The 25398-nt window shown below is 74.8% G+C and carries 25 protein-coding genes; 13 read left to right on the forward strand and 12 right to left on the reverse strand.

Annotated features, from left to right (window positions below):
* Nucleotides 1-69 precede the first annotated feature (69 nt).
* Nucleotides 70-876 carry an ABC transporter permease gene (locus tag ACERUJ_RS09910; RefSeq protein ID WP_370248354.1) on the reverse strand — a complete coding sequence of 269 codons (807 nt, stop codon included), beginning with the start codon at nt 874-876 and terminating at the stop codon, nt 70-72.
* 2 nt (nt 877-878) lie between these two features.
* A complete protein-coding gene (locus ACERUJ_RS09915) occupies nt 879-1904 on the reverse strand; it encodes an ATP-binding cassette domain-containing protein (RefSeq protein ID WP_370248355.1) in 1026 nt (341 codons plus the stop codon).
* A gap of 142 nt (nt 1905-2046) precedes the next feature.
* Here ACERUJ_RS09915 and ACERUJ_RS09920 point away from each other — a divergent pair, with 142 nt between their 5' ends.
* The 5 genes from ACERUJ_RS09920 (at nt 2047) to ACERUJ_RS09940 (ending at nt 7760) form a co-directional block, all read left to right on the forward strand.
* On the forward strand, nt 2047-2964 hold the full coding sequence (locus ACERUJ_RS09920) for a PfkB family carbohydrate kinase (RefSeq protein ID WP_370248356.1): 918 nt from the start codon (nt 2047-2049) through the stop codon (nt 2962-2964).
* Entirely contained in the window at nt 2961-3869 is a 909-nt protein-coding gene (locus tag ACERUJ_RS09925) for a pseudouridine-5'-phosphate glycosidase (RefSeq protein ID WP_370248357.1), read from the forward strand. Before ACERUJ_RS09920 ends, ACERUJ_RS09925 begins: the two co-directional genes overlap by 4 nt.
* A gap of 71 nt (nt 3870-3940) precedes the next feature.
* Nucleotides 3941-5275, forward strand: a complete 1335-nt coding sequence (locus ACERUJ_RS09930) for a purple acid phosphatase family protein (protein ID WP_370248358.1) — start codon at nt 3941-3943, stop codon at nt 5273-5275.
* Nucleotides 5276-5424: 149 nt separating this feature from the next.
* Entirely contained in the window at nt 5425-7131 is a 1707-nt protein-coding gene (locus tag ACERUJ_RS09935) for a DUF429 domain-containing protein (RefSeq protein WP_370248359.1), read from the forward strand.
* Nucleotides 7128-7760 (forward strand): GNAT family N-acetyltransferase, encoded by a 633-nt coding sequence (locus ACERUJ_RS09940; protein WP_370248360.1) that lies wholly within the window; start codon nt 7128-7130, stop codon nt 7758-7760. The genes ACERUJ_RS09935 and ACERUJ_RS09940 overlap by 4 nt, the downstream gene beginning before the upstream one ends.
* On the opposite strand, the gene ACERUJ_RS09945 is transcribed toward ACERUJ_RS09940, so the two are convergent.
* The 4 genes from ACERUJ_RS09945 to ACERUJ_RS09960 form a co-directional block, all read right to left on the reverse strand.
* On the reverse strand, nt 7753-8142 hold the full coding sequence (locus ACERUJ_RS09945; RefSeq protein WP_370248361.1) for a hypothetical protein: 390 nt from the start codon (nt 8140-8142) through the stop codon (nt 7753-7755). The genes ACERUJ_RS09940 and ACERUJ_RS09945 overlap by 8 nt on opposite strands.
* Before the next feature lie 86 nt (nt 8143-8228).
* Nucleotides 8229-8744 (reverse strand): hypothetical protein, encoded by a 516-nt coding sequence (locus ACERUJ_RS09950; RefSeq protein WP_370248362.1) that lies wholly within the window; start codon nt 8742-8744, stop codon nt 8229-8231.
* Nucleotides 8745-8753: 9 nt separating this feature from the next.
* Nucleotides 8754-10067: an MFS transporter gene (locus tag ACERUJ_RS09955; protein WP_370248363.1), complete on the reverse strand. Its 1314-nt coding sequence runs from the start codon at nt 10065-10067 to the stop codon at nt 8754-8756.
* Nucleotide 10068: 1 nt separating this feature from the next.
* Nucleotides 10069-10638, reverse strand: a complete 570-nt coding sequence (locus tag ACERUJ_RS09960; RefSeq protein ID WP_370248364.1) for a gamma carbonic anhydrase family protein — start codon at nt 10636-10638, stop codon at nt 10069-10071.
* 90 nt (nt 10639-10728) lie between these two features.
* On the opposite strand from ACERUJ_RS09960, the gene ACERUJ_RS09965 reads away from it, so the two are divergent.
* From ACERUJ_RS09965 to ACERUJ_RS09975, 3 genes are all read left to right on the forward strand, one after another.
* Nucleotides 10729-11016, forward strand: coding sequence for a DUF4287 domain-containing protein (locus ACERUJ_RS09965; protein WP_370248365.1), 288 nt, complete (start codon nt 10729-10731; stop codon nt 11014-11016).
* 34 nt (nt 11017-11050) lie between these two features.
* On the forward strand, nt 11051-11557 hold the full coding sequence (locus ACERUJ_RS09970; protein ID WP_370248366.1) for a DUF427 domain-containing protein: 507 nt from the start codon (nt 11051-11053) through the stop codon (nt 11555-11557).
* A 68-nt stretch (nt 11558-11625) separates the two neighbouring features.
* Nucleotides 11626-12138, forward strand: coding sequence for a DinB family protein (locus ACERUJ_RS09975; protein WP_370248367.1), 513 nt, complete (start codon nt 11626-11628; stop codon nt 12136-12138).
* 12 nt (nt 12139-12150) lie between these two features.
* On the opposite strand, the gene ACERUJ_RS09980 is transcribed toward ACERUJ_RS09975, so the two are convergent.
* The 5 genes from ACERUJ_RS09980 to ACERUJ_RS10000 form a co-directional block, all read right to left on the reverse strand.
* Complete coding sequence (locus ACERUJ_RS09980; RefSeq protein WP_370248368.1) at nt 12151-13179, reverse strand: glycoside hydrolase family 6 protein; 1029 nt, start codon at nt 13177-13179, stop codon at nt 12151-12153.
* A 334-nt stretch (nt 13180-13513) separates the two neighbouring features.
* On the reverse strand, nt 13514-14539 hold the full coding sequence (locus ACERUJ_RS09985; protein WP_370248369.1) for a glycoside hydrolase family 6 protein: 1026 nt from the start codon (nt 14537-14539) through the stop codon (nt 13514-13516).
* A 108-nt stretch (nt 14540-14647) separates the two neighbouring features.
* Complete coding sequence (locus ACERUJ_RS09990) at nt 14648-15274, reverse strand: maleylpyruvate isomerase N-terminal domain-containing protein (RefSeq protein ID WP_370248370.1); 627 nt, start codon at nt 15272-15274, stop codon at nt 14648-14650.
* Nucleotides 15275-15301: 27 nt separating this feature from the next.
* Complete coding sequence (locus ACERUJ_RS09995; RefSeq protein WP_370248371.1) at nt 15302-16255, reverse strand: fibronectin type III domain-containing protein; 954 nt, start codon at nt 16253-16255, stop codon at nt 15302-15304.
* Nucleotides 16256-16458: 203 nt separating this feature from the next.
* The gene (locus ACERUJ_RS10000; RefSeq protein ID WP_370248372.1) at nt 16459-19179 is read right to left on the reverse strand and encodes a fibronectin type III domain-containing protein; all 2721 of its coding nucleotides are present in this window, start codon (nt 19177-19179) and stop codon (nt 16459-16461) included.
* Between the two features lie 242 nt (nt 19180-19421).
* Here ACERUJ_RS10000 and ACERUJ_RS10005 point away from each other — a divergent pair, with 242 nt between their 5' ends.
* From ACERUJ_RS10005 to ACERUJ_RS10015, 3 genes are read left to right on the forward strand one after another with little or no spacing between them, the layout of a single operon-like run.
* Nucleotides 19422-19781: a YciI family protein gene (locus tag ACERUJ_RS10005; protein WP_370248373.1), complete on the forward strand. Its 360-nt coding sequence runs from the start codon at nt 19422-19424 to the stop codon at nt 19779-19781.
* Nucleotides 19778-21025, forward strand: a complete 1248-nt coding sequence (locus ACERUJ_RS10010) for an RNA polymerase sigma factor (protein ID WP_370248374.1) — start codon at nt 19778-19780, stop codon at nt 21023-21025. Before ACERUJ_RS10005 ends, ACERUJ_RS10010 begins: the two co-directional genes overlap by 4 nt.
* A 53-nt stretch (nt 21026-21078) precedes the next feature.
* Nucleotides 21079-21597 (forward strand): hypothetical protein, encoded by a 519-nt coding sequence (locus ACERUJ_RS10015; RefSeq protein ID WP_370248375.1) that lies wholly within the window; start codon nt 21079-21081, stop codon nt 21595-21597.
* A gap of 7 nt (nt 21598-21604) precedes the next feature.
* Here the strand turns inward: ACERUJ_RS10015 and ACERUJ_RS10020 are convergent, their stop codons facing one another.
* On the reverse strand, nt 21605-21946 hold the full coding sequence (locus ACERUJ_RS10020) for an antibiotic biosynthesis monooxygenase (RefSeq protein ID WP_370248376.1): 342 nt from the start codon (nt 21944-21946) through the stop codon (nt 21605-21607).
* 39 nt (nt 21947-21985) lie between these two features.
* Between ACERUJ_RS10020 and ACERUJ_RS10025 the strand changes: the two genes are divergently transcribed.
* Nucleotides 21986-23947: a M3 family metallopeptidase gene (locus ACERUJ_RS10025; RefSeq protein ID WP_370248377.1), complete on the forward strand. Its 1962-nt coding sequence runs from the start codon at nt 21986-21988 to the stop codon at nt 23945-23947.
* 201 nt (nt 23948-24148) lie between these two features.
* Nucleotides 24149-25369 carry an acyl-CoA dehydrogenase family protein gene (locus tag ACERUJ_RS10030; RefSeq protein ID WP_370248378.1) on the forward strand — a complete coding sequence of 407 codons (1221 nt, stop codon included), beginning with the start codon at nt 24149-24151 and terminating at the stop codon, nt 25367-25369.
* The last annotated feature ends 29 nt before the right edge of the window (nt 25370-25398 follow it).

Genomic DNA, 25398 nt, shown 5'->3' on the forward strand with positions numbered 1-25398 from the left:
ACGACGACGGCCGCCGCCCCCCTTGGGTATGGGGGGCCGTCGTGGTGTCGTGGCCGTGCGGTGTGCGGGTCAGCGCGCGCCGGCGATGCGGTACTGGCGCACCGAGAGCGGCACGAACACCGCCAGGATCAGCACGACCCAGCCCAGGGTGTAGAGGGTGGCGTTCTGCATGGCCCAGGAGTCGGGGACCGGCACGCCGGGGGCGATGTTGCCGAACAGCTCGCGGCAGGCCTGGGTGAGGGTGGAGACGGGGTTCCACTCCACGAAGGTGCGCAGCACGCCGTCGAAGGACTCGGTGGGCACGAACGCGTTGGACACGAACGTCAACGGCATGATCACGATGAACGAGGCGTTGTTGATGACCTCGACGCTGGGCACCAGCAGGCCGATCCACGCGAGCACCCAGCTGATGGCGTAGGCGAACAGCAGCAGCAGGCCGAACCCGAGCAGCAGGTCGACCACGCCCTCGCGGGCGCGCCAGCCCACCAGCAGGCCGGTCAGGGCCATGATGATGAGCGAGAGCACGTTGTAGACGACGTCGGAGGACGTGCGGCCGATCAGCACCGCGGCCGGCGACATCGGCAGGCTGCGGAAGCGGTCGATGATGCCCTTGGTCATGTCCTCGGCCAGACCCGCGCCGGTGAACGTGGCACCGAACACGACCGTCTGGGCGAAGATCCCGCCGATCAGGAACTCCTTGTAGTCGACGTCGCCGGGCACGTTGATCGCGCCGCCGAAGACGTAGGCGAAGAGCAGCACGAACATGATCGGGCTGATCAGCACGAACACGAGCACCTCGGGCACCCGCTTGATCTTGATGAGGTTGCGCTGGGCGACGACCCAGCCGTCGGAGAGGGCGTGGCTGACGGCGTTCATCCTCAGGACTCCTTCGCCAGGGTGGGGGCGTCGTGCGACGCGGTGTCGTGGGTGGGCTCGGCGCTCGCGGGCTCGGACGCGGCCTCGGCCGCCGGGGCGGCCGGCTGGCCGGTGAGGGTGAGGAAGACGTCGTCGAGCGTGGGGCGCCGCAGCCCGGCGTCGAGCACGGCGACGTCGTGGTCCTCGAGGTGCTGCAGCACCGCGATGAGGGCGCGGGCGCCGCCCTCGGCGGCGGCGGTGACGGTGCGTTCGTCGACGCTGACCTCCCCGCGGGCCACGCCGCGCAGGGCGTCGACGGCGATCTGGGTGCGGGCGGCGTCGGCCACCACGATCTCGATGCGCTCGCCGCCGGTGCGCGACTTGAGCTCGTCGGCGGTGCCGCGGGCGATCGCCTGTCCGTGGTCGATGACGACGATGTCGTCGGCGAGGCGGTCGGCCTCCTCGAGGTACTGCGTGGTGAGCAGCAGGGTGCTGCCGGTGGCCACGAGCTCGCGGATGACGTCCCACATCTCCAGCCGCGAGCGCGGGTCGAGGCCGGTGGTGGGCTCGTCGAGGATCAGCACCGGCGGCGCGGCCACGAGCGCGCCCGCGAGGTCGAGGCGTCGTCGCATGCCGCCGGAGTAGGTCTTGGAGGGCCGGTGGGCGGCATCGGAGAGCGAGAACCGCTCCAGCAGCTCACCCGCCCGCTCGCGCGCCTGGTGCTTCGGCATGCCGTACAGGCGCCCCACCATCGTGAGGTTCTCGAAGCCGGTGAGGTGCTCGTCGACCGCGGCGTACTGGCCCGACAGGCCGATCCGGCGGCGCACCTCCTGCGGGTTGCTCCGGACGTCGACGCCCGCGACCGTCGCCGAGCCCTCGTCGAAGGGGTGCAGGGTGGCCAGGCACCGCACGGCGGTGGTCTTGCCGGCGCCGTTGGGGCCCAACAGCCCGAGCACGGTGCCCTCGGGCACGCTGAGGTCCAGGCCCTTGAGGGCCTCGACCCCCTTGAAGCGCTTCACCAGTCCGGTGGCGCGGATCATCTCGACCATGCGAGGTCCTTCGGTTCGACGACGTGGGGAGCGGGCGTGGCGCCCACTCTGGACCGTAGCGACCGCCACCGACAACGGGATTCATCGCTGCTGACGTCACCTGGTGCTGATCCGCGCCGCGGGCGCCACCTACGATCGAGCGGTGCCCGACCCCGCCGCCGTCCGCCCCGTGCTCGTGGTCGGTGGCGCCGGGGTCGACGTCGTGGCCCGCCCGGCCCCACGGGCCGACGACGACGGCGTCGCCACGAGCCGACCCGGCACCACCCGCACCGCCGCCGGCGGGGTCGGTCGCAACGTCGCGGAGGTGCTGGCCCGGCTCGGATCGCCGACCCGCCTGGTCACCGCGCTCGGCTCCGACGCCCACGGCGACCTCGTGCGCCGCTCCTGCGCGCAGGCCGGCCTCGACCTGAGGGCCGTCACCGTGCCGGCGGCGACGGCGTCCTACGTCGCCCTGCTCGACGCCGACGGCGAGCTCGTGGGGGCGGTGAGCGACCACGCCGCCACGGACCTGCTCGGGCCCGGCGACGTGCCCGATCCCGTCGGCGCCGCGGTGCTCGTGCTCGACACCAACCTCCCCGCGCCCGTGCTCGCCGCGGTCTGGGACGCCGCGGTCGCGGCCGGAGTGCCGGTGGTGGTCGACGCCGTCAGTGTGCCGAAGGCCCACCGGCTGCGTCCGCTGCTCACCCCCGACCGCCCGCTGCTGCTGCTCGCCGCCTCCGCCCCCGAGCTGGCCGTGCTCGGCGCGCCCGCCGACCTGCACGGCGCGGGCGTCGCGTGGGTGTGGGAGCGGCGCGGCCCGGCGGGGTCGCTGCTGCTCGGGGCGGGTGGACCGGGGGCCGAGCACCGGCTGCCCGCCGTCGACCCCGCCCGGGTCGGGGGCCTGGTCGACGTCACCGGGGCCGGCGACGCCATGCTGGCCGCCTGGGTGCACGCCACCCGCGGCGGGGCCGACCCGGCCGCCGCCGCCCGCTACGCCCACGCCGCCGCCGCGCTCACCCTCGCGCACGCCGGCGCCGTGCGGCCCGACCTGACCGACGACCTCGTGAGGAGCCTGCTGTGAGCATCCCGATCCGTACCAGCCCGGAGGTCGCCGACGCGCTCGCCGCGGGCCGCCCCGTCGTCGCGCTGGAGAGCACGATCATCAGCCACGGCATGCCTTACCCCGACAACGTCGCGATGGCGCGCGAGGTCGAAGGCATCGTGCGCGCCGGGGGCGCGGTGCCCGCCACGATCGCGCTGCTGCACGGCGTGCCCACCGTCGGGCTCGACGACGACGAGCTCGAGCTGCTGGCCTCCGACCCGGGCGTGGGGAAGGTCAGCGTGCGCGACCTGCCCTGGGTGATGGCCGGGCGTCGTCACGGCGCGACCACGGTGGCGGCCACCATGCGGTTGGCCTCGCTGGTCGGCATCGAGGTCTTCGTGACCGGCGGCCTCGGCGGGGTGCACCGCGGCGCCCCGGAGAGCTTCGACGTCTCGGCCGACCTCACCGAGCTCGCCACCACCCCGGTCACCGTCGTGTGCGCGGGCGTGAAGAGCATCCTCGACATCGCCCTCACCCTGGAGGTCCTGGAGACCAACGGCGTGCCGGTGGCGGTGGTCGGCAGCGACGAGTTCCCCTCCTTCTACTCCCGCAGCAGCGGCCTGGCGTCCCCGGCCCGCGTGGCCGACGCCGCCGAGGCGGCCGCTGCGGTGGGCGCCGCCCGCGCCCTCGGCATGCGCTCCGGGCTCGTGCTCGCCCACCCGGTGCCGGTGGAGGACGAGATCCCCGCCGACCAGATCGGCGCCGTCATCGACCACGCCCTGGCCGACCTCGCCCGCCTCGGCATCACCGGCAAGGACATCACCCCGTACCTGCTGAAGCGGATCGTCGAGCTCACCGACGGTGCCAGCCTGGCCACCAACATCGCGCTCGTGCGCGCCAACGCCCGCTTCGGCGCCGCCCTCGCCGTCGCGCTCGCCGGCTGAGCCTCCGGGCCGAACTCCCACGCCACCCGCAGGCCTTCCGCCGTTCACGCCGAGGTGGCACCCTCACCCGGGTGAGCACCTCCCGTCGCGGCCTGCTGGCCGGCGCCGCCGTCACCCCGCTGCTCTGGACGCCGCCGGGGGCGAGCGCCGCCCCGCCGCGCGGCGTGCACCTGGTGTACGGCGCCGACGCGCGCCGCACGATGACGATCTCCTGGGCGACGCCGGGCTCGGTCGCGCGCCCCGAGGTCGAGGTCGGCCGTGATCGCGGTCTCGGGATGAGCGTGCCCGTGCGCAGCACCGGCTCGCGGCGCACCGGCACGGTCTACCACCACGCCACCGTCCGGGGCCTGGAGCCGGGCACCCGCTACCGCTACCGGATCACCCACCGCGGCGGCGCCCTGCGCACCGGCACCTTCACCACCGCCCCCGCGCGGCCGGTGCCGTTCCGGTTCGCCGCCTTCGGCGACATGGGCGTCAACGCCGCCGCGGCCGCCCACGTGGCGTTGATGAACAAGCAGCAGCCCGACCTCGCCTTCGTCGTCGGCGACCTCTGCTACGCCGACTCCTCCGGCGGCACCGGCGCCGGCGGGCCCCAGACCCAGGACTTCGCGACCTGGGACCGGTGGCTGCGCCAGATCGAGCCGAGCGCGCGCACGACGCCGTGGATGACCACCGTGGGCAACCACGAGATGGAGGCGGGCAACGGCGAGCTCGGCTACGACGGCTACCTCGACCGCTTCCGGCTGCCCGGCAACGGCGTGCAGGGGGCGCCGGTCACCTACTCCTTCACCTGGAGCAACGTCGGGTTCGTGGCCCTGGACGGCAACGACGCCTCCTCCGAGATCGACCGCAACAACGGCTACCTCGGCGCCGCCCAGGACCGGTGGCTCGACCGGCGGCTGCGCGAGCTGCGGGCCGACCCCGACGTCGACTTCCTCGTCGTGGGCTTCCACAACTGCGTGTACTGCACCAACCTCGTGCACGGCTCCGACGGCGGCATCCGGGCGCGCTGGGAGCCGATCTTCGACCGCCACGGCGTCGACCTCGTGGTCAACGGCCACAACCACTGCTACGAGCGGTCGCACCCGATGCGGGCCGGCGCGCCCGTGGTCGAGGCCGGGCGCGGCGCGGTGGTCGACTCCCGCCGCGGCACCACCTACCTCACCGCCGGCGGCGCCGGTCAGGCCGTGTACCCCACCGGCGGCCTGCCGCTGTCCTACGTCACCGACGAGGACGGCCTGCGCATCCCCGAGGCCACCACCTACGCCTCGGTCGTGGAGAACACCCACAGCCTGGCGTTCCTCGACGTCACCCCCCGCTCCGCCGGCCGCCCCGCCACCATGCGCCTCACCGCCCTGGCCACCGACGGCACCCGCATCGACCGGGTGACCCTGCGCCGCGGCTGACAACACGGCGTCACGGGACGTCGATGTTCGGGTGCGGGCGTCTCGTGACGCTCGCTGGCGCTCGCTCCTCGACGACCGTCTGCGGGGCGCCGTCGCGAGGCGCGGTGAGGTGGGGGTCGGCCGTCGGGACCAGCCGCTAGCCTCGCGGGATGCACTACGTCGGGATCGACCTCGCCTGGGGGGAGCGCAACCCCACCGGCGTCGCCGTGCTCGATGCGGCCGGGCGGCTGCTCCACGTCAGCGCCCAGCGCAGCGACGACGACATCGAGGCCGCGCTCGCCGCCTACGTCGACGGCGACTGCGTGGTCGCCATCGACGCCCCGCTCGTGGTCACCAACCCCACCGGCTCCCGGCCCGCCGAGCAGGCGCTCTCGGCCGACTTCCGCCGCTTCGACGCCGGCACCCACCCCACCAACCTCGGCAAGCCGGAGTTCGCCGAGGGGCCGCGCGGGGGCCGGCTGGCCAAGCGGCTCGGGCTCGACGTCAACCCCCGCTCGCGGCGCCGCCGGCGCGCGATGGAGGTCTACCCCCACGCCGCCAGCATCGTGCTCTTCGACCTCCCCAAGGTGCTGAAGTACAAGAACAAGCCCGGCCGCGACCTCGACCTGCTGCGCAGCGAGATGCTGCGCCTGATGCGCGGCGTCGAGCAGCTGCACAACCCCGACGGACCCGACGGCGCGTGGGCACGGCTGCGCCACGACGTCGAGCACGCCACCCGCAAGAGCCAGCTGCGTCACGTCGAGGACCAGGTCGACGCCGTGCTGTGCGCGTGCATCGCGCGCTTCGCCGACACCCGCCCCGACGACGTCACCCTCTACGGCGACCTCGAGACCGGCTACATCGTCACCCCCTCGCTCGGCGCCGCGGTGGTGAGCCGTCACAAGGTCGTGCGGGAGGCCGTGGCCCGCTACGCGGCCGAACAACCGGCCCGCGAGGTCGCCGCAGCCGAGGCGGTCGCGCGGATCACCCACGTGCTCGACGAGGCCGGCATCAACTACCTCTCGGTCACCGGCCGCGCGAAGAGCGTCACCTCCTTCGCCGAGAAGGCCGGACGCACCCGCGACGGCGAGCCGCTCTACCCCGACCCGCTGCACGACATCGGCGACCAGATCGGCGTGCGCGTGATCACCTACGTGCGCGGCGACGTCGACCGCGTCGCGGCCCTGCTCGCCTCCGACCTGGTGGTCACCGACGACCGCGACCTCGGGCGCGAGACCGCCGGCGAGGGGCGCTTCGGCTACGCCAGCCGGCACCTCCAGGTCCGCGTCGACGACACGACCGCCCAGGTGCAGGTGCGCACGGTGCTGCAGCACGCCTGGGCCGAGTTCGAGCACGACATCCGCTACAAGGGTGCGGTGCCGCCCGAGCACGTGCGCGAGTTCGACCGTCGCTTCACCCTCGCCGCGGGCCTGCTCGAGCTCGCCGACCGCGAGTTCGCCGAGATCCGCGAGCGGGTGCAGGCCGCCGCGCCCCCCGCCGCGGCCGCGGCCGACGCCAGCGGTGCCGCCGACTGGCTCGACCCTCGGGCGCTCGGTGCCTTCCTGGCCACCCACTACCCCGAGGCGCAGTGGTCGCGCGCCGAGCACTACGGCTGGCTCTCGGGGCTGCTGCAGGACCTCGACGTCACGACCTTCGCCGCGCTGGCCGAGGTGCTCGGCGGGGTCGACGAGGACCTCATCGGCGAGCGGATGGCCTATCGGCAGCCGCCGGGCGCGGTGCGCCGGCTCGACGACGCCCTGCTGCAGCGTTTCGGGCGCCGCTACGTCGAGCTGCCCGGCAACGCCCACCGCACGACGTCGCTCTCGCAGCGACTGGCCCGGCTCACCGACCCCGACGCGACCCCGGACCCGGCATGAGCGGACCCGGGGGCGACGACGCCGCCCTGGCGGCCGAGCTCGACGTCGCCGGCGCCACGGGCTGGCCGGTGCGCACCCCGCGCCTGCGGCTGCGCCCGGCGGTGGCGGCGGACGCCGAGCCGACCTTCGCGCTGCGCTCCGATCCGGAGGTGGCCCGCTGGCTCACCTCGCAGGTCGGCGATCCCGCGGCCTACCGCGAGCGCTTCGTCGCCAAGCTCGGGTCCACCGTGGTGGTCGAGCACGAGGGTCGGGTGGTGATGGACCTGATGGTGAGCATCGCCGATGCCTGGGCGCAGGCGGAGGTGCGCGAGCAGGCGCTGGCCTGCGAGGCCGAGCTCGGCTGGACCCTCGACCCCGCCCACGCCGGTCGCGGCCTCGCCACCGAGGCGGTGCGTGCCCTGCTCGACCTGTGCTTCGCGTCGCGCGCCGAGGGCGGCCTCGGACTGCGGCGCGTCATCGCGGTGTGCTTCGCCGACAACACCGCGTCGTGGCGGCTGATGGAGCGGCTCGGGATGCGTCGGGAGGGTCATGCGGTGGCCGACGCGCTGCACCGCGACGGCACCTGGCGCGACACCCTCACCTACGCGCTGCTGGCCTCCGAGCACCCGGCCGGGCCGTCGCTCAGCTGACGGCGGCGCCGTAGGCCAGCGCGGCCACGGCGAAGGTGAGCATCTCGGCCACGACGGTGCCCAGCGCCCACGCCCACGGGGTGCGGCGTCGCACGATCGCGACGATCGTCGTGACCAGCCCCGCCAGCAGCACCACCCCGGCGACCACGATCGCGGTGACCACCGTGCTCGCTGCGGCGTCGACGCTGCACGAGGGCGGGGGACAGGAGTCGAGGAACGCCACGCTCACCAGGGCGACCAACGAGCCGAGGACGGCGAGCAGCACCGCGACCCCGAGCAGCACCACGGCCGCGACGATGCCGGGGGTGCGCGACGGCCGACCTGCCGCGGGGGTCGGCGGCGTCGGGAACACCGGATCGGGCGGGGTGGGCACGAACGTCACGGGGCCGATGGTGGCAGATCGGTCTTGAGGAGGCTCCGAGTGCGGTGCGGCGGACGGGGCGGACGAGCGTGGCGAGCGGCGGGGGCTCAGGCGGTGACGGTGCCGTCGTCGCCCTCACCGGCGGGCGGGCCCTGGTAGCGGCACAGGGTGAGGGTGGTGGCCTTGTGCACCTGGAACTCGGGGGAGCCGGCGGAGGCGGCGAGGTACTGCTCGGCGGGCAGGGCGGCGTAGTAGCGCACGGCGTCGAGCAGCGCCTCCAGGGCCGGGGAGGGATCCGCGGCGTAGGCCTCCTCGGCCAGCGGGACCGCGGCCACGAACCGGGCGACGGTCTCGTCGAGGTCGCCGGCGTTGAAGGCGTCGATGCCGGCGCGCACCTCGGGGCAGGGCAGCGGATCGCCGGCCGGGGCGTCGGGCGCCGGGGATCCCGGGGCGGTAGGGACGGGGGCGGCGGGCTCCGAGGCGGTGGGGACGGTGGGGTCCGCCGGGGCGGCGTCGGCGCCGTCGTCCTGGCCGCTGCAGCCGCCGAGGAACACCAGGGCCGCTGTCGCGGTGAGGGCGGCGAACCGCGCGCGACGGGGCAGGACGGACGGGCGCGCGGTCATGCCTCCAGGTTAGGCAGCCGCGCGGGTGACCCGGTAGCGCACGAAGGAGGGGACCACGAGGGCGGCCACCACCACGCCGACGATCACCAGCACTCCGCCGCCGGCGGCTGCGGCGGCCGCGCCCACCGACACCGCGGCGGCACCGTGCAGCGCATCGGCGATGCGGGGTCCGCCGGCCACGACGACGATGAAGATGCCCTGGAGGCGACCGCGGACGTCGTCGGACGCCGCGGCCTGCAGCATCGAGGTGCGGAACGCCGCCGAGGCCATGTCGGCGGCCCCGCCGACCGCCAGCAGGGTGACCGCCACGACGAGCAGGGGGGTGCGCGCGGCGGGCACCTCGGCGGCGACGCCGACCGCGACGCCGAAGCCCACGATCGCCGCCCCCCACACCACGATGCACACCACGACGGCGCGGCCGTGGGCCTCGACCCGCGAGACCCAGCCCGAGAGCACCCCGCCCGCGACGGCGCCCAGGGGGATGGCGGCGAAGAGCAGCGCGAAGGCCAGCCCGCCCTCGCGGGGGCCGTCGAAGGACGTGGCCGCGATCTCGGGGAACAGCGCGCGCGGCATGCCGAAGACCATGGCGATGAGGTCCACCACGAAGGACATCAGCAGGATCGGCTGGGTGCGCAGGTAGGCGAAGCCCTCGATCACCGAGCGCAGTCCCGGGGTGCCGCTCGGCGCGCCCGGCAGGCGCACCGGGGGCAGCGGTGGCAGCCGCAGCACCGCGCCCAGCGTGGTGAGCAGGGACACCGCGTCCAGGGCGTAGAGCAGCTCGAGGCCGGTCACCGGGAGGAGCACCCCGGCGAGCAGCGGGCCGGCGATGCCGCCGGCCATCGTGACCGTCATCATCAGCGAGTTGGCGGCCGGCAGCAGGCGCGGATCCAGCAGCCGTGGCAGCACGGCGCTGCGCGTGGGCTGGTTGATCGCGAAGAACGCCTGCTGCACCGCGAACAGGCACAGCAGCAGCCACACGTTCGTGTTGCCGAGCGCGGCCTGCACCCAGAACAGGGCGCTGGTGACGATCAGTCCGGTGGTGGTGATGAGCAGCAGCCGGCGCCGGTCCATCACGTCGGCCAGCGCACCGCCCCAGAGTCCGAACACGATCAGCGGCACCAGACCGAAGACGCCGGTCAGGCCGACGTAGGCCGACGAGCCGGTGTCGGCGTAGATCTGGGCCGGCACCGCGACGACGGTCAGCTGTGCGCCGACGACCGTGACGATGCTGGCCCGCCACAGCCGGCCGAAGTGCGGCTCCTGGAGGGGCCGGGTGTCGGCCACGAGACCGCGCAGCCGGGCCCGAGCCCCGGGCGCGGCCACGTCAGGCCTCGGCCCGGTCGGGTTCCGCGTCGGGTTCCGCGTCGGGGACGACCGGCCGGGCGCCGGCGGCGTGGCGCTGCGCGAGCTCGCGGTAGTAGGCGCTGTTGGTCTCGATCCACAGCTCCGAGGTGGTGCCGGCCACGGGCTTGAGCGGCTTGCAGGGGGTGCCGGCGGCCAGGACGCCGGCAGGGATCTCGGTGCCCGGTGTCACGACCGAGCCGGCGGCCACGAGGCTGCCCGCCCCGACCCGGGCGTGGTCCAGCAGGGTGCTGCCGTTGCCGATCAGCGCCTGCTCGCCCACCTCGGCGCAGTGCACGACGCAGCCGTGGCCGATGGTGGCGCGCGGGCCGACCTCGAGCGTGCCGCCCGGCTCGGCGTGCAGCACCGAGTTGTCCTGCACGTTGGTGCCCTCGCGGATGACGATGCGGCAGATGTCGCCGCGCAGCACCGCGCCGTACCAGATGCTCGCCCCGGCCTCGACCGTCACGTCGCCGATCAGCACGGCGGTGGGCGCCACCCAGGCGTCGGGGTGGACGGTGGGGCAGGTGCCCTCGAACTCGAACAGACTCACCCCTGCACGCTAGCGTCGATGAGTCCGGCTCCGGCCGGCGGTCGGTACCGGCGTCCGACCGCACCTCCCCGCCCCACCAGGAGAACGCCCATGTCCTTCCAGGCCTACCTCGACGGCGCCGAGAAGAAGACCGGCCACACCCCGCAGCAGCTGCTCGACGCCCTGGGCGCCGCCGGGTTCGACGCCGGCAGCAAGGCGGGCGACGTCCTCGCCTGGCTGGCCGCCGAGCACGGCCTGGGACGCGGCCACGGGATGGCGCTGGTGCACGTGCTCAAGAACGGCCCGGTCATCAGCGACAAGCACGTGGGCACCAGCGGCACCCACCGCGACGAGTCCACCCGGCTGCGTCTGGACGGCCTGGCCCACCGCGACGGGTGACCTGCGCTCACGTGTCGCCGGGTTGACTGGCGGCATGCCGCCCGTGAAGCCGATCAAGCCCGGTCCCGGTCAGGAGTCGTGCTGGGACTACCCCCGCCCGCCGGCCTGCGAGCCCAGCTCGGCCTCGATCGAGATCGTGCTCGGCGGGGTGACGATCGCCCGCACCACCAGTTCGTGGCGGGTCCTCGAGACCAGCCACCCGCCCACCTTCTACCTGCCCGCGGCGGCGTTCGTCCCCGGTGCGCTGCGCCCGGCCGAGGGCTCCTCGTTCTGCGAGTGGAAGGGGCGGGCGGCCTACTACGACGTGCTCGGCGGTCCCGACCTCGACGTCGTCGCCCCGCGTGCCGGGTGGACCTACCCCGACCCCACCCCCGGGTTCGCGGCCCTGCGCGACGCCGTGGCCGTGATGCCCGCCGCCATGGACCGCTGCCTGGTCGACGACGAGGTGGTGGTCCCCCAGGAGGGCGGCTTCTACGGCGGCTGGATCACCTCGCGGGTGGTCGGACCGTTCAAGGGCGGACCGGGCACCTGGGGTTGGTGAACGGTCCGACTGTCGGTGGCCGGTCCTAGGCTCAGGATCCCGCCGACGCCGACCCCTCGGGAGCCCCCGTGACCACCACCGACCCCGCCGCCTTCGCCAGTTCTGCGCACGCCGATCTCGTCACCACCCTGCAGCAGCACCGCGCGTTCCTGTGCCGCACCGTGCAGGGCCTCGACGACGCCGCGGCCCGCAGCACCCCCACCGTCAGCACGCTGAGCCTGGCCTCGCTGCTCAAGCACGTGAGCGACACCGAGGCCGGCTGGGCCGATTTCGCCCGTACCGGCGTGATGGCGGGTGCCGAGGGCTGGGACGGGGAGGACACCCGGTTCGTGCTCACCGAGGCCGACACCCTCGAGGCGCTGCTGGGCCGCTACGCCGAGGTGGCTGCGGCCACCGACGCGTTCCTCGCCACCGCCGACCTCGACGCCGCCCACCCGTTGCCCGCCGCCCCGTGGTTCACCCCGGGTGCGTCGTGGTCGGTGCGACGGATCGCCCTGCACGTGCTGGCCGAGACCAGCCAGCACGCCGGGCACGCCGACATCATCCGCGAGAGCATCGACGGCGCCCGCACGATGGGCTGACGCCGAGTCCCGTCAGGACCGGCAGGTGCGTGTTCCGGTGTCGTAGTACGAGGAGGCGGTGCCGAGCAGTCGGCAGGCGCCGGTCGGGAAGAACTCACCCGAGGACGGGCCGCCGTTGCAGGGCCCGTCGGACTCCCCGGGCAGCTTGACCCACAGCCGGCCGTCGAAGGCGCCGTCGAAGCGCAGCTGCGGCGGCAGGCCCAGGCGCGCGTCGACGGGGTTGCACACGTCGCCGTTCTCCGGACCGTTGCGGCCCGCGCCGTTGCGGGAGGTGTCCATGACGTAGCGGACGCCGCCGATCCCGCGGGCCTTGAGCGCCCGCACCACCGCGGTGGCGTAGGTGTGCTCGTCGGTGGTGGCGCGGGTGTTGGCGACGTTGGTCGCGATGCCCCGCGCGGTGGCCACCCCCGCCTTCGCCAGCAGCGGCGCCGTGTGGGCGGGGGTCTGCCAGCCAGAGTGTCCGGCATCGAGGTACACCCAGGCGCCGGCCTTGGTGAGCACCGTGACGGCGTCGCGCAGCAGGGCGAGGCGGTCGCCCTGGCCGGTGCAGGAAGGGTTGCCGATGAACGGCACCGCGTCGGGCTCGAGGATCAGGATCGGGCGGGTGCCCCGCAGGCCCTTCGCCACGGCGCGCACGAAGGCGCGGTACTCGGCGTCGGTCACCTGCTCGTCCTGGGAGGAGTACAGGCCGCAGTCGCGGTCGGGGATGTTGTAGACCACCAGCAGTGGCGTCTTGCCGGCCCGCTCGGCGCGCGTGACGTAGTCGCGGGTCGCGGCGGCGGGGTCGTCGTAGTAGTCGGTGATCCACAGCGGCTGCGCCTTGCGCCCGATCGCGGCGAACGCCGGCCCGGCCTGCGCGGCCTTCATCCGCGGGTCGACGTACAGCCCGCGCGTCCGGCGCGGGTCGGCGGCCGCACGCGAGGCCGTGATCGTGGTGGTGGACGCCCCGCTGTCCGGGCTCGACCGTTCCGCCTGGGCCGAGGTCGGCACGGTGAACGCTCCAGCCAGGAGCAGCAGCAGGATCGGGAGTCGCCGTCGCACCGGCTCAGGCTAGGTCGCCCACCGCAAGGTCGCCCGAGGTTTGGCGTCGTATCAACCGCAGGTGCTGTTTCGGCGCCGAAAAACAGCAGGGACGGGTGGTACGACGCCCCCGCCGACTGCCGGCCCACCGCGTCTCGTGACGGCGCGGGGGCGCCTCCTCGACGAACATGCGGCGGCGAGTGTCACGAGACGCGCGCACCCGGCTGACCGCGTCTCGTGACGGCGCGGGGGACACGGTCGTCGAGGAGCGAGCGAAGCGAGCGTCACGAGACGCGCGCACCTGACAGGCCTGCGTCCCCCGCAGTCGACGCCCGCACCGGGTGGGCCCGGGTGCTCAGCCCACGCAGACCCGGCGGTAGTCGTCGTAGTAGGCCCAGGACTGCCCCATCAGACGGCAGGCGCCGCTGGGGAAGAACTCCCCGGCGGCCGGACCGCCGTTGCAGTAGCCGTCGGACTCCCCGGGCGGCTTGATCCACAGCAGCGCGTCCACGACGCCGGAGAAGACGGTGCGGGGCGGCTCGCCGAGGCGCGCGGCGACGGGGTTGCAGTAGTCGCGCGGGTCGGGCCCCGCGCGTCCGGCACCGCTGCGCCCGACGTCGATCACGGCGTGCACCCCGGAGATGCCGCGGCGGGCCAGACGTGCGGCGATCGCGCGGGCGTAGGCCAGCTCGTCGACCTTCGCGCGGGTGTGGGCGACGTTGGTGGCGAAGCCGCGGGCGCCGGCGACGTCGACCCGCTGCAGCAGCCGGGCCATCCGACCGGGAGGCTGCCAGCCGGAGTTGCCGGCGTCGACATACACCCAGGCCCCGGCGGCCCCGAGCACCCGCACCGCATCCCGCAGCAGGGCCAGGCGCGCCCCCTGCCCGCCGCAGCCGGTGTCGCCGACGAAGGAGAGGGCGTCGGGCTCGAGCACCACCAGCGGGTGGCTGTCGGTGAGGCCGGCGGCGACGGCGCGCACGTAGGCCCGGTACTGCGCGCCCGAGACGGGGCTCGGTTGGGCGCTGAACTGGCCGCAGTCCCGGCCGGGGATGTTGTAGACCACCAGCATCGGGGTGCGGTCGGCCGCCTCGGCCCGCCGCACGTACTCGCGGGTGTGGCGGGTCGGCTCGGGACCGCCGGTGAGCCACAGCGCCTGCGGCTCCCGGGCGATCTCGCGGAACGCCGCTCCCGCCCGCGCCGCCAGGGTGCGGCGCACGAACAGGTCCCGGGTCAGTCGCGGGTCGGTCCCGTCGCGGGGTGCGACCGACGCCGGGTGCTCGGCGACCCGCGGCGCCGGCACGGTCGGCGCGGCCAGCGCCGGGGCGAGGCCGGCGAGCGCCAGTGCCAGGCCGGCGAGCAGGGAGCGGGACCCGAGGTTCACCCGTTCAGGCTAAGGACTCCTCACCGGGCCCGGTCCGCGCTTCCGCGCAAGGTTCACCGCGGATTCGTACTCGCCGGGCTCAGGTGGTGACGACCCTCACCCGCGGTCTCACCCGGACCCTCCCCCGGCGGTCGGCGGCACGGGCTGGTCGTCGTCGCGGGTGCCGAACACGCCGACCAGCTCGATCTCCTCGGCGGTGAAGTGCGGCGCCATGGCCTGCAGCTGCCGGCGACTGCGGCGCGAGAAGGCCGCCCGGAAAAGCTCGTAGTCGGGTACCCGGCCCCGCAGCGGCGCCACCCGGTCGGCGACGGCCTCCAGGATCGGTGCCCACGCCGACGACGCCGGCGCGGGCAGGCCGAGCGCCTCGTGGAGGTCGGCCAGGTGCACGGCCGAGTCGAATGCCGGCGGCGCCACGCCGGAGGCCGCCACGGCCGCCACAGCGGCGTCGCGTCCGTCGCGCAGCTCCTCGATCAGCTCCGCCAGGGTGCGATCGGCCCGCTCGGCCACCTGGCGCGCGGTCCACGCCTCGCCCGGGGCGCCGTCCAGACGCCCCGCGACCATGTCGGCCCCGACCCCCGCCAGGTGGGCGACGACGTCGCGCAGGGTCCACTGCGGCGTCGCCGGCACCGGCAGGGCGGGGTCGAGGTCGCCGCCGTCCAGCAGCCGCAGCAGGTCGTCGAGGCGGTCACCGTAGAAGGCGGCCCAGGGGGAGGGGTCGGCGGGGACGTCGGTCACCGGCCCATGGTGGCAGCACCCGTCGGATCAGCGGGCGCGCACCGCGGCGCTGCGGGCCGACCAGGGGCCCCAACCGGCGGCGTTGCGGCTGCGCACCTGCGCCACCCACAGGCCCTCGGCCACGGGCGTCTCGACGGTCCGCGCGATGCCGACCACGTCGGTGGTGACGACGCCGGCGCGGCCGACCCGCTGCCACCGCACCTGCCCCTGCTCGACCACGCCGCCCGGCACGGTCCAGCGGGCGCGCACCGTGAGGGCGCCTCCGCCGGCACCGGGCACGACGGCGTCCAGCCTCGGCGTGCCGGGGAGCACGGGCTCGGCCACCGGAGGTGCCGGGGCCACGGCGTCGACGTTGATCCGCCCGCCCACGCCGGCGGGGTTGACCGCCGCCACGCTGAGACGAAGGGGCCCGGGCGGGAGGTCGGTGAGCGTGGCGGACGTCGCCGCACCGTCGACCATCCGCAGCACCGAGCCCTGCAGCCCGATCTGGTAGCCCAGCAGGTCGGCGTCGCCGTCGTCGAGGGGCGGGAGCCAGGTCAGGTGCACCCCGGCGGCGTCGGTGAGCACCGCGACGTCGCGCGGCAGGCCCGGACGCACGGCGGCGGTCACGAAGCGCAGGGTCGCCGTGACCGGTGCCGAGACGGGCGACAGGGCCGTGAGCCGCACCTCGTGCGCGCCCGCCCGCAGGCCGGCCAGCCGCACCTCGTGGGTCGCGGGGTCGAGGTCGCGGGCGGGCTCGCGGTCCACCTCCAGCCGCAGGCCGGTGAGACCGACGAGCTCGTCCTGGGTCTCCCAGCGCAGGTAGGCGGCCCGGGCCTCGAGGCGGACGCTGAGCGCGAGCGGCGCCGAGGGCTGATCGGCGGCGGCGGCGGAGGTGGGGGCGAGGGTGGCGATCGGTCCGAGCAGCGATCCCACGAGCAGGATGGTCGCGGCGGCGCGGCGGGCGCGCGGACGACGACGCAGCGGGCTGGTGGTGGGCATGCTCCGACGCTAGGGCCGGGCGAGCCGCGCGGGTGCGGGCTTGAGGCCGCCTTGCGGCAACCGAGCACGCGCGGGCCCCCCAACGGATCCCGACCGACCCGAACCGAATCAGCTGCCGCACGGCCCGGGAACGGCACCGCCCCGGCCGGACCGAGGTCCGACCGGGGCGGTGGAGGGCTGTCAGCCGGGGACGACCGCGCGGATCAGCGCGGGCGCACCCCCCGGCTCACCGCGCTGTACGCGCTCCAGCCGGCGCTGTTGTGCGCGCGCACCTGGGCGGCCCACACCCCGGCGGGCAGCTTGACCTCGGCGCGCGTCGCCGCACCCCGCAGGGTCGTGGTGGCGGTGCGGGTGGAGCCGACCAGCTTCCACAGGATCTGCACCTGGTCGATCGCGCCGCCGCCGGCCGGGACCGCGCCGAGCTTCCACGCGGCGATGAGGGTCAGCGCACCACCGCGCTTGCCCTGCGCCAGGGACGGCGTGCCGGGCGCGGCCGGCACGGCAGGCGTCGCGACGGTGACGGTGACCTCGGCCGCCGCGCCCTCGCCGGCGCTGTTGACCGCCACGAGCCGCAGCGTCTGCGCCCCGGGGGTCTGGCCGGTGAGGGTGGTCGAGCGCGCCGAGGCGGGCAGCTGCTGCAGCGTGGTGGTGCCGCGCTTGAGCAGGTAGCCGGTGATCGCCGCGCCCCCGTCGGAGGACGGGGCCTGCCACGTCAGGCTGATCGTGGTGCCCGAGGCCGAGCCCTGCAGCGACAGCGGGGCGCTCGGCGGGGTGGCGACGTTCTCGATCGTGACCGTGCGGCTCACCTCGCTGCTCATGCCGTCGGCCGAGATCGCGCGCACGCCGAGCACGTGCTGGCCCGCGGCGAGCACCCCGCTGGTGTAGGAGCGGGCGCTGGGACCGAGGTCCACGAGCGCGCCGTTGTCCACCCGCACGCGGTAGCCGCTGATCACGGCGGACCCGCTGCTCAGGGGCGGGGACCAGGTGAGGGTCGCGGTCTGGCCCGACACCGTGGCGGCGACGTCGCCCGGCTCGCTGGGCGCCACGGGGTCCGCGGCGATCGTGACCGAGCGCACGACCTCGCTGCTGGTGCCCGCGGCGGACACGGCGCGGATGCCGAGCTCGTGGGTGCCGGGGGCCAGGGCGGCGGTGGAGAAGGTGCGGTCGGTGGCCGCGACGTCCTGCGGGGCACCGGTGTCGACCCGGATCCGGTAGGCGCTGATCGGCGAGGAACCGGCCGAGGCCGGGGCGCCCCACGTCAGGGTCGCGACCGAACCGGACACGGTGGCGGCGACGGTGGTCGGCTCACCGGGGGCGACCTGGGCGTTCGGCACGGTGACCGTGGTGGTGGCCTCGGTGCTGCTGCCCGCGGCGCTCACCGCCCGCACGCCGAGCAGGTGCTGGCCGGCGGCCAGGCCGGTCAGCGCCTTGGAGGTGGTGGTGGAGGTGCCGGCGGCGTTGCCGTCGACGGTGATCGAGTAGCCGGTCACCGGCGAGGAGCCCTGGTCCACCGGCGCGGTCCAGCTCAGGTTCACGGTGCCGTCGGTGACGCTGGCGGCGAGGTTCGTGGGGGCGCCGGGGGCGACCTGCTGGCTGGCGGCGCAGTTGGTGACCGCGAGGCGGTACGAGCCAAGGCTGCCGTAGTCGGAGTACGCCGAGTCGGCGGGCACCGACTGGCCGGCGCCGTCCACCTTGGCGTAGTAGGTGCCGGAGGCGAGGTTGTCGGTGATGGTGGCGTCCAGGCCGCCGGCCTCGTTCTTGTCCGCGACCTTGTAGGTGGCCGGGTTGGCGGTGGCGACGGTGCCGCCGTTGCCGTTCAGCAGCGTCAGGCTGATGTCGAGGTTCGGGCCGATCGAGGTGGGCGTGGCGGTCACCGACACGTTGCCCGAGCAGGTGCCGAGGTTGAACACGTCGACGTCGGTGCGGCTGCCGATGATCGCCGGCGCGGCCTCGGTCGGCAGCGTGGTGCCGGCACCGGCGACGTCGTTGCCGACGTCGTCGGGACGGAACGCGAGACCGTTCTCCCCGAACACCACGAAGTCGTCCTGGGTGGTGTTGGAGGCGAAGGCGTAGTCGCCGGGGTTCCACTGGGTGAGCGGGGAGCCGTACGGCGCGCCCATGATCGGGCCCCAGATCTCGGTGCCCGAGTGGTACTCGGCGGCGGGCAGGGTGCCGCCCTCCAGCAGGCCGTCGTGGGCCAGGCCCAGGTTGTGGCCGACCTCGTGGCTCAGGGCCTCGGCGATCGCCTTGGGGTCCTTGCCGTCGTTGAGCAGCTTGGAGAACACCCAGGCCGGGCGGTAGGTGTCGGCGTCGACCGAGCCGAACACGCCGGTGTAGGCGATGCCGCCGCACTGGCTCTGGCAGATCGCGTCGCTCACGGCCGAGGAGTCCGTGACGAACGCGGTGGTGCCGTAGGTGGTGTCGGCCTCGGAGGTGCGCGAGAGCCGGTCGGCGGAGGGCTGCTCGGTGGTGACGTCGATGTCGAAGGGCGCGTAGTCCTCGGCGACGCGGTTCCACAGCGCCTGGACGCCGAGCAGCTCGTTGTCGTTGAAGGTCGCGCCGTCGCCGTCCATGTCCCAACCGGGCAACGGGTTCGGGAACGCGCCGTAGGACTCGTTCCACGCCGTGCCGGCGACGGTGCCGCCGTCGACGTCGATGAACAGCGTCGTGGCCGCGCCGGGCTTGCTGTGCAGCTGGAAGGTCTGCGACAGCGGGGCGGTGCGGGCCGCGCGGGGACGGAACTTCTCGTACGGCGTGCCCTCCGGGATGCGAGGGTCGACGTAGAGCTTGGGCTCGGACGAGGCGGCCGGGGCGGCCTGCGGTCCGGCGACGGCCTGGGCCGGCATGGTGGTGACGAGCACGCCACCGATCAGGGTCGAGGCGGCGAGGAGGGCCGCCCCTGGACGGGAGAAGGAGAGAGGCACCCGCGCACACTAGGGCGGGTATCTCGGCCCGCGTGGTCGAACAACGACAAGAGGGCGACAAGATCGCGCGTCGCCCGTGTGTCGCCGCAGGGCCCGCCCCACGTGGCCCCTCCGTCGGCGTCCCTGGTCTGGACCAGCGACGGAATCTTTTCCGGGGAGGGTCGTGATGCGGTGATCCCGTTCGTGGGGTAGGCAGGGGACGACGTCCCCGACACCTGTCACCTTCACTCCGAGGAGCCCTCATGCCGCAGTACCTGCTCTCCGTGCACCACGACCCCACCGACGCCGCCGACGCCATCCACGCGACGCCCGAGCAGATGGAGCGGATGTTCGCCGCCGTCGGCGCCTTCAACACCGAGGTGCAGGAGGCCGGCGCGTGGGTCTTCGCCGGGGGTCTGATGCCGATCGACGCCGCCTCGGTGGTCGACGCCACCGGAGAGTCGCCGGTGGTCACCGACGGCCCCTACTCCGAGGCCAAGGAGTACCTCGGCGGCTTCTGGATCATCGAGGCCGCCGACCTCGACGCCGCGCTGGCCTGGGCGGCCAAGGGCTCGGCCGCCTGTGAGGGCAAGGTCGAGGTGCGTCCGTTCCAGGGCGAGTGACCGGCGGCGGGGCGACGGCCCGGGAGGCGGTCGAGGCCGTCCACCGGGCCGAGCACGCCCGGATCGTGGCGGCACTCGCCCGCCGGTTCGGCGACCTCGACCTGGCCGAGGACGCCGCCGGCGAGGCGCTCGTCGTCGCGCTCGAGCGGTGGCCGGTCGACGGCGTCCCCGCCAACCCCGGCGGATGGCTCACCACCACCGCCACCCGCCGGGCCCTGGACCGGCTGCGCCGCGAGGGCCACCGCGAGGACAAGCACCGGGCCGCCCTCCTGGTCCTCGACGACACCCCGCACGCACCGGTGGGGGTGGTCGACGACGACCGGCTGCGGCTGATGTTCGTGTGCGCACACCCGGACCTGGCCCCCGAGGCGCGGATCGCGCTCACCCTGCGGCTGGTGGCCGGGGTGCCCACCGCCCGCATCGCGGCGGCGTTCCTCGTGCCCGAGACGACGATGGCCCAGCGCCTGACCCGCGCGAAGGCCGCCATCGCGCGTCGTCGGCTGCCGTTCGCCGTGCCCGAGGCTGCGGATCTTCCCGCGCGGACCGCCACCGTGCTGCACGTCGTCTGGATGGTCTTCGACCAGGGTTACCTCGGCGCCGCCGCGCCCGACCACGGGCTGCGCCGCGCGCAGGCGGCCGAGGCGATCCGGCTGGCGCGGCTGCTGCACGCACTCCTGCCCGGCGACCCCGAGGTGCAGGGGCTGCTGGCCCAGCTGCTGCTCCTGCAGGCCCGCGACCCCGCGCGCATCGACGCCGACGGCGTGCTGGTGCCGCTGCCCGACCAGGACCGCGGCGCCTGGGACCGCGCGCTCGTCGCCGAGGGCCACGCGCTGGTGCGCGACCTGCTCGCCCGCCACCGCGCCGGCGGCCCCGCGCCCGGGCGCCACCAGCTGCTCGCCGCGATCGGTGCCGTGCACACCGACGCCCCCGACGCCGCGAGCACCGACTGGGGCCAGATCCTGGCGCTCTACGACCAGCTCGTGCGACTCGATCCCGGACCGGTGGCCGCCCTGAACCGCGCGGTGGCCGTGGCCGAGGTCGACGGCCCCGCGGTGGCGCTCGCCCTGGTGGAGCGCGCCCCGCTGCCCGGGCTCCACGCCTGGCACGTGGTGCGCGCCGAGCTGCTGCGCCGCCTGGGTCGCAGCGCCGAGGCGCGCGCGGCCTACGACGCCGCGCTCGCCCTCGCCGTCGATCCCGCCGAGGCCGCGCACCTGCGGCGTCGTCGGGCGCAGGTCACGGGCTGATCCGATCCCCCGGGTCGGGTGTGGGACCACCGGCGGCGGGACAGGGTGACGCCATGACCGCGCTGCCGGACGACGTGCGCCACTGGCGCGACCGCCTCGCCGCTGGGGACACCGAGCCCTGGGAGGAGTACGGGGTGGAGTTCCTCGGTGAGGACGACACGCCCGACGTGTTCGACACCGGCTACCTGACCCCGGCCGAGCTGGCCGACCCCGACATCGCCGCCAACGTGAGCGCCATGGCCGAGACCGGGGCCCTGATCACCTGGGTGGCCGAGCTCGACGGCGGGAGCTGGGTGGGCCTGTGGCGCGGCCCCGACGACCTGCCGCTCGACCGGGCGCCGGTGGTGCTCCTCGACACCGAGGGGCAGTTCACCCTGGCGCTGGGCACCACGGTGACCGAGGCGCTGTGCGACGAGCTCGGCTGGGACGACGAGCGCTACGCCGAGGTGGCCCGCGCCTGTCGCCACGCCGGGGTGCCCGTCCGGGCCCGCGGCGACCTCGCCGAGCCGAGCGTCACGCCGACCCCCGGCGCCTTCCACGACCGGCGGTACCGCGAGCTGCGCGGGTCCTGACCGGGGGCTACTCGGAGGCGGGGGGACGCGACCAGGCGGCGGCGTACTCGGTGGTGCCCACTGCGATCGAGTACTCGGTGTAGAACTCCGCGATCCCGCGCCGCTGGGCGCTGCGGTGGCGCGGGTGGTCGCGCCAGGCTCGGTGGGACTCGGCGTCGGCGAAGGTCACGATCGTCGCCCGCTCGCCGTCCTCGGCGGTGAAGGTCGTGGACTCCACGAACCCGGGCATCTCCCGCGCCAGTGCGGCCACGACGTCGAGCTCCTCGCGGTACGCGGCCTGCGCCGCGGGGTCGAGGCGGTTGCGGAAGACGGTGACGACCTGGCCCTGCCGGGGGCGAGCGGGATTCACCCGCGCATCCTCCCACCCGGGCGTGGCAGGGTGGGGAGCGTGACGTCGTCCCACACCCCCGCCGCCCCGACCCCGCTGACGCTGCCCGCCGCCGAGGCGTTCGAGGACTGGATCCGCGAGCGCGCGAGCGCGGGTCTGGCCCGCGCGGAGGCGCTGGTGGCCGCGGTGCGTGCGATCGGTGCCGAGGGCGCGGCGGCCGCCGACGCCCGCGCCGTGCTGCGCGACTGGGACGACGCGATGCTCGCCCTGGGCGGGGTGGCGGCGCTGGGGTCGCTGTTCGGCAACGTCCACCCCGACGAGCAGGTGCGCACCACCGCCGAGCGTGCCGAGCAGGACGTCGCCCGCGTCTCCACCGCCCTCACCCTCGACGGCGAGCTGTACGCCGTGCTGGCGGGCCTGCGCACCGACGACCTCGACGACCAGGCCGCACGCCTGCACGCCAAGGTGCTGCGCGACTTCACCCGCGCCGGCGTCGACCGTGACGAGGCGACCCGCGCGCGGATCGCGGCGCTCAACGAGCGGCTCACCGAGCTGGGCCAGGAGTTCAGCCGGGTCGCGCGCCAGGACGTGCGCTCGATCCGGGTCGCGCCCGAGCGCCTCGACGGACTGCCCCAGGACTTCCTCGAGGCCCACCCGGCCGACGACGACGGCCTGGTGACCCTCACCACCGACTACCCCGACGCCGTGCCGGTGCGCCAGTTCGCCACCGACGCCGGGGTGCGGCACGACATGACCGTGGCGTTCCTCGAGCGCGGCTGGCCCGAGGCCGAGCCGCTGCTGACCGAGATGTTCGCGCTGCGCCACGAGCTGGCCACCACCGTCGGCTACGACGACTGGCCCTCCTACGACGCCGAGGTGAAGATGATCGGCTCCGGGCCGGCCATCCCCGCCTTCATCGACCGCATCGCCGAGGCCGCCGCCGGCCCGATGGAGCGCGACCTCGCGATCCTGCTCGCGCGCTACCGCGCCGACGTGCCCGACGCCGAGCGGGTGCCGCAGGCCGACGCCTCCTTCTACGAGGAGGCCGTGCGCCGCGAGCAGTACGACGTCGACTCCCAGCGGGTGCGCACCTACTTCGCCTTCGACAAGGTGCGCCACGGGCTGCTGGAGGTGACCGGGCGGCTGTTCGGTCTGCGCTACGACGAGCTCGGCCCGGCACAGGTACCGGTGTGGCACCCCGACGTCACCGCCTACGACGTCGTGCGGGTCGCCGACGGTGTGCCGCTGGGCCGCATCTACCTCGACCTGCACCCCCGCGAGGGCAAGTACAAGCACGCCGCGCAGTTCACCCTCGCCGACGGCGTCGCCGGGCGGCAGCTGCCCGAGGGCGTGCTGGTGTGCAACTTCAGCCGCGGGCTGATGGAGCACGACCACGTCGTCACGCTGTTCCACGAGTTCGGCCACCTGGTGCACCACGTGCTCGGCGGCCACGTGGAGTGGGCCCGGTTCGCCGGCGTCGCCACCGAGTGGGACTTCGTGGAGGCGCCCTCGCAGATGCTGGAGGAGTGGGCCTGGGACCCCGCGATCCTGGGCTCGTTCGCCACGAACGCCGACGGCGAGCCGATCCCGGCGTCGCTGGTCGAGGCGATGCGGCGCAGCGACGACTTCGGCAAGGGCTACCTCGCGCGGCAGCAGATGTTCTACGCCGCGGTGTCCTACTGCTTCCACGCCGAGCGGCCGGCCGACCTCACCGCCCGGATGATCGAGCTGCAGGAGCGCTACTCGCCGTGGCCCCACCCCGAGGGCACGCACTTCTTCGCCTCCTTCGGGCACCTGGGCGGCTACTCCTCGGCGTACTACACCTACATGTGGAGCCTGGTGATCGCCAAGGACCTCTTCTCGGCCTTCGACGAGCACGACCTGTTCGACCCCGAGGTCGCCGGCCGCTACCGCGACCGCGTGCTCGCCCCCGGCGGCAGCAAGGACGCCGCCGACCTCGTGGCCGACTTCCTCGGCCGCCCCTCCACCTTCGACGCCTACGCCGCCTGGCTCGCCCGCTGACCCCCGATCCTCCCCAGGTCGGGGGTGCGGGGGCTGCGACAGTTTGCTCGGCTGGCCGAGCAAACTGCCCGACACGCCGTCGTCGGAGGGCCCGAACCGACAGTTTGCTCGGCTGACCGAGCAAACTGTCGCCCGACTCAGTGAACGACTGTGCGCCAGAACACGCTGTCAGCGACGTCGTGTCGCAGGTACATTTCGGGCGTGACTGAGACCACCCCGAGCTTCGAGCTGACCCCCGACCACGTCGAGCTGCGCGACTGGCTGCACACCTTCGCCGCCGACGTCATCCGCCCCGCCGCTGCGGAGTGGGACGAGCGGGAGGAGTTCCCGTGGCCGGTGGTGGAGGAGGCGGCCAAGGCCGGCATCTACTCCATGGACTTCTTCGCCACGCAGGGCTTCGACCCCACGGGTCTCGGCATCCCGGTGGCGATGGAGGAGCTGTTCTGGGGCGACGCCGGCATCGGCCTGGCGATCGTCGGCACCGCGCTGGCCGCCGCCGGCGTGAGCGCCAACGGCACTCCCGAGCAGGTGCTGGAGTGGGTGCCGCAGATGTTCGGCTCCCCGGGCGACCTCAAGCTCGCCGCGTTCTGCTCCTCCGAGCCCGACGCCGGCTCCGACGTCGGCTCGATGCGCACCCGCGCCCGCTACGACGAGGCCACCGACGAGTGGGTCATCAACGGCACCAAGACCTGGGCCACCAACGGCGGCCTCGCCGACGTGCACGTCGTGACCGCCGTGGTCGACCCCGACCTCAAGAGCCGCGGCCAGGCCAGCTTCATCGTGCCGCCGGGCACCAAGGGCCTCAGCCAGGGCCAGAAGTTCCTCAAGCACGGCATCCGCGCCAGCCACACCGCCGAGGTCGTGCTCGACAACGTGCGCGTGCCCGGCAGCTGCCTGCTCGGCGGCAAGGAGAAGCTCGACGCCCGCCTGGCCCGCGCCCGCGAGGGTGCCGGTGCCCGCGGCAACGCCTCCATGGCCACCTTCGAGCGCACCCGCCCCGCCGTGGGCGCCCAGGCCATCGGCATCGCCCGCGCCGCCTACGAGGTGGCGCTGGACTACGCCAAGACCCGCGAGCAGTTCGGCAAGCCGATCATCGAGAACCAGGGCATCGCCTTCGCCCTGGCCGACATGAAGACCAGCATCGACGCCAGCCGCCTGCTGGTGTGGCGCGCCGCCTGGATGGCCGCCCAGGGCCGCCCGTTCGAGGCCGCCGAGGGCTCGATGAGCAAGCTGATGGCCGGCGAGACCGCCATCAAGGTCACCGAGAAGGCGCTGCAGATCCTCGGCGGCAACGGCTTCACCCGCGACTACCCGGTGGAGCGCTGGTGCCGCGACGCCAAGATCTACACGATCTTCGAGGGCACCTCCGAGATCCAGCGCCTGGTCATCGCCCGCACCATCTCGGGTGCGCCGATCCGCTGATCCCGCCCCACCCGCGGCCCCGTCCGGCT

It is taken from the genome of Nocardioides sp. (assembly GCF_964228225.1).
In the GTDB taxonomy this organism is placed as follows: Bacteria; Actinomycetota; Actinomycetes; order Propionibacteriales; family Nocardioidaceae; genus Nocardioides.

Bases quoted from the DNA above. Each gene is read 5' to 3' on its own strand.
- ACERUJ_RS09915 (WP_370248355.1), bottom strand. From the start codon at position 1,904: ATGGTCGAGATGATCCGCGCCACCGGACTGGTGAAGCGCTTCAAGGGG.
- ACERUJ_RS10005 (WP_370248373.1), top strand. From the start codon at position 19,422: ATGCCGCAGTACCTGCTCTCCGTGCACCACGACCCCACCGACGCCGCC.
- ACERUJ_RS10015 (WP_370248375.1), top strand. From the start codon at position 21,079: ATGACCGCGCTGCCGGACGACGTGCGCCACTGGCGCGACCGCCTCGCC.
- ACERUJ_RS09995 (WP_370248371.1), bottom strand. From the start codon at position 16,255: ATGCCCACCACCAGCCCGCTGCGTCGTCGTCCGCGCGCCCGCCGCGCC.
- ACERUJ_RS09970 (WP_370248366.1), top strand. From the start codon at position 11,051: ATGCCGCCCGTGAAGCCGATCAAGCCCGGTCCCGGTCAGGAGTCGTGC.
- ACERUJ_RS09950 (WP_370248362.1), bottom strand. From the start codon at position 8,744: ATGACCGCGCGCCCGTCCGTCCTGCCCCGTCGCGCGCGGTTCGCCGCC.
- ACERUJ_RS09910 (WP_370248354.1), bottom strand. From the start codon at position 876: ATGAACGCCGTCAGCCACGCCCTCTCCGACGGCTGGGTCGTCGCCCAG.
- ACERUJ_RS09965 (WP_370248365.1), top strand. From the start codon at position 10,729: ATGTCCTTCCAGGCCTACCTCGACGGCGCCGAGAAGAAGACCGGCCAC.
- ACERUJ_RS09935 (WP_370248359.1), top strand. From the start codon at position 5,425: ATGCACTACGTCGGGATCGACCTCGCCTGGGGGGAGCGCAACCCCACC.
- ACERUJ_RS09940 (WP_370248360.1), top strand. From the start codon at position 7,128: ATGAGCGGACCCGGGGGCGACGACGCCGCCCTGGCGGCCGAGCTCGAC.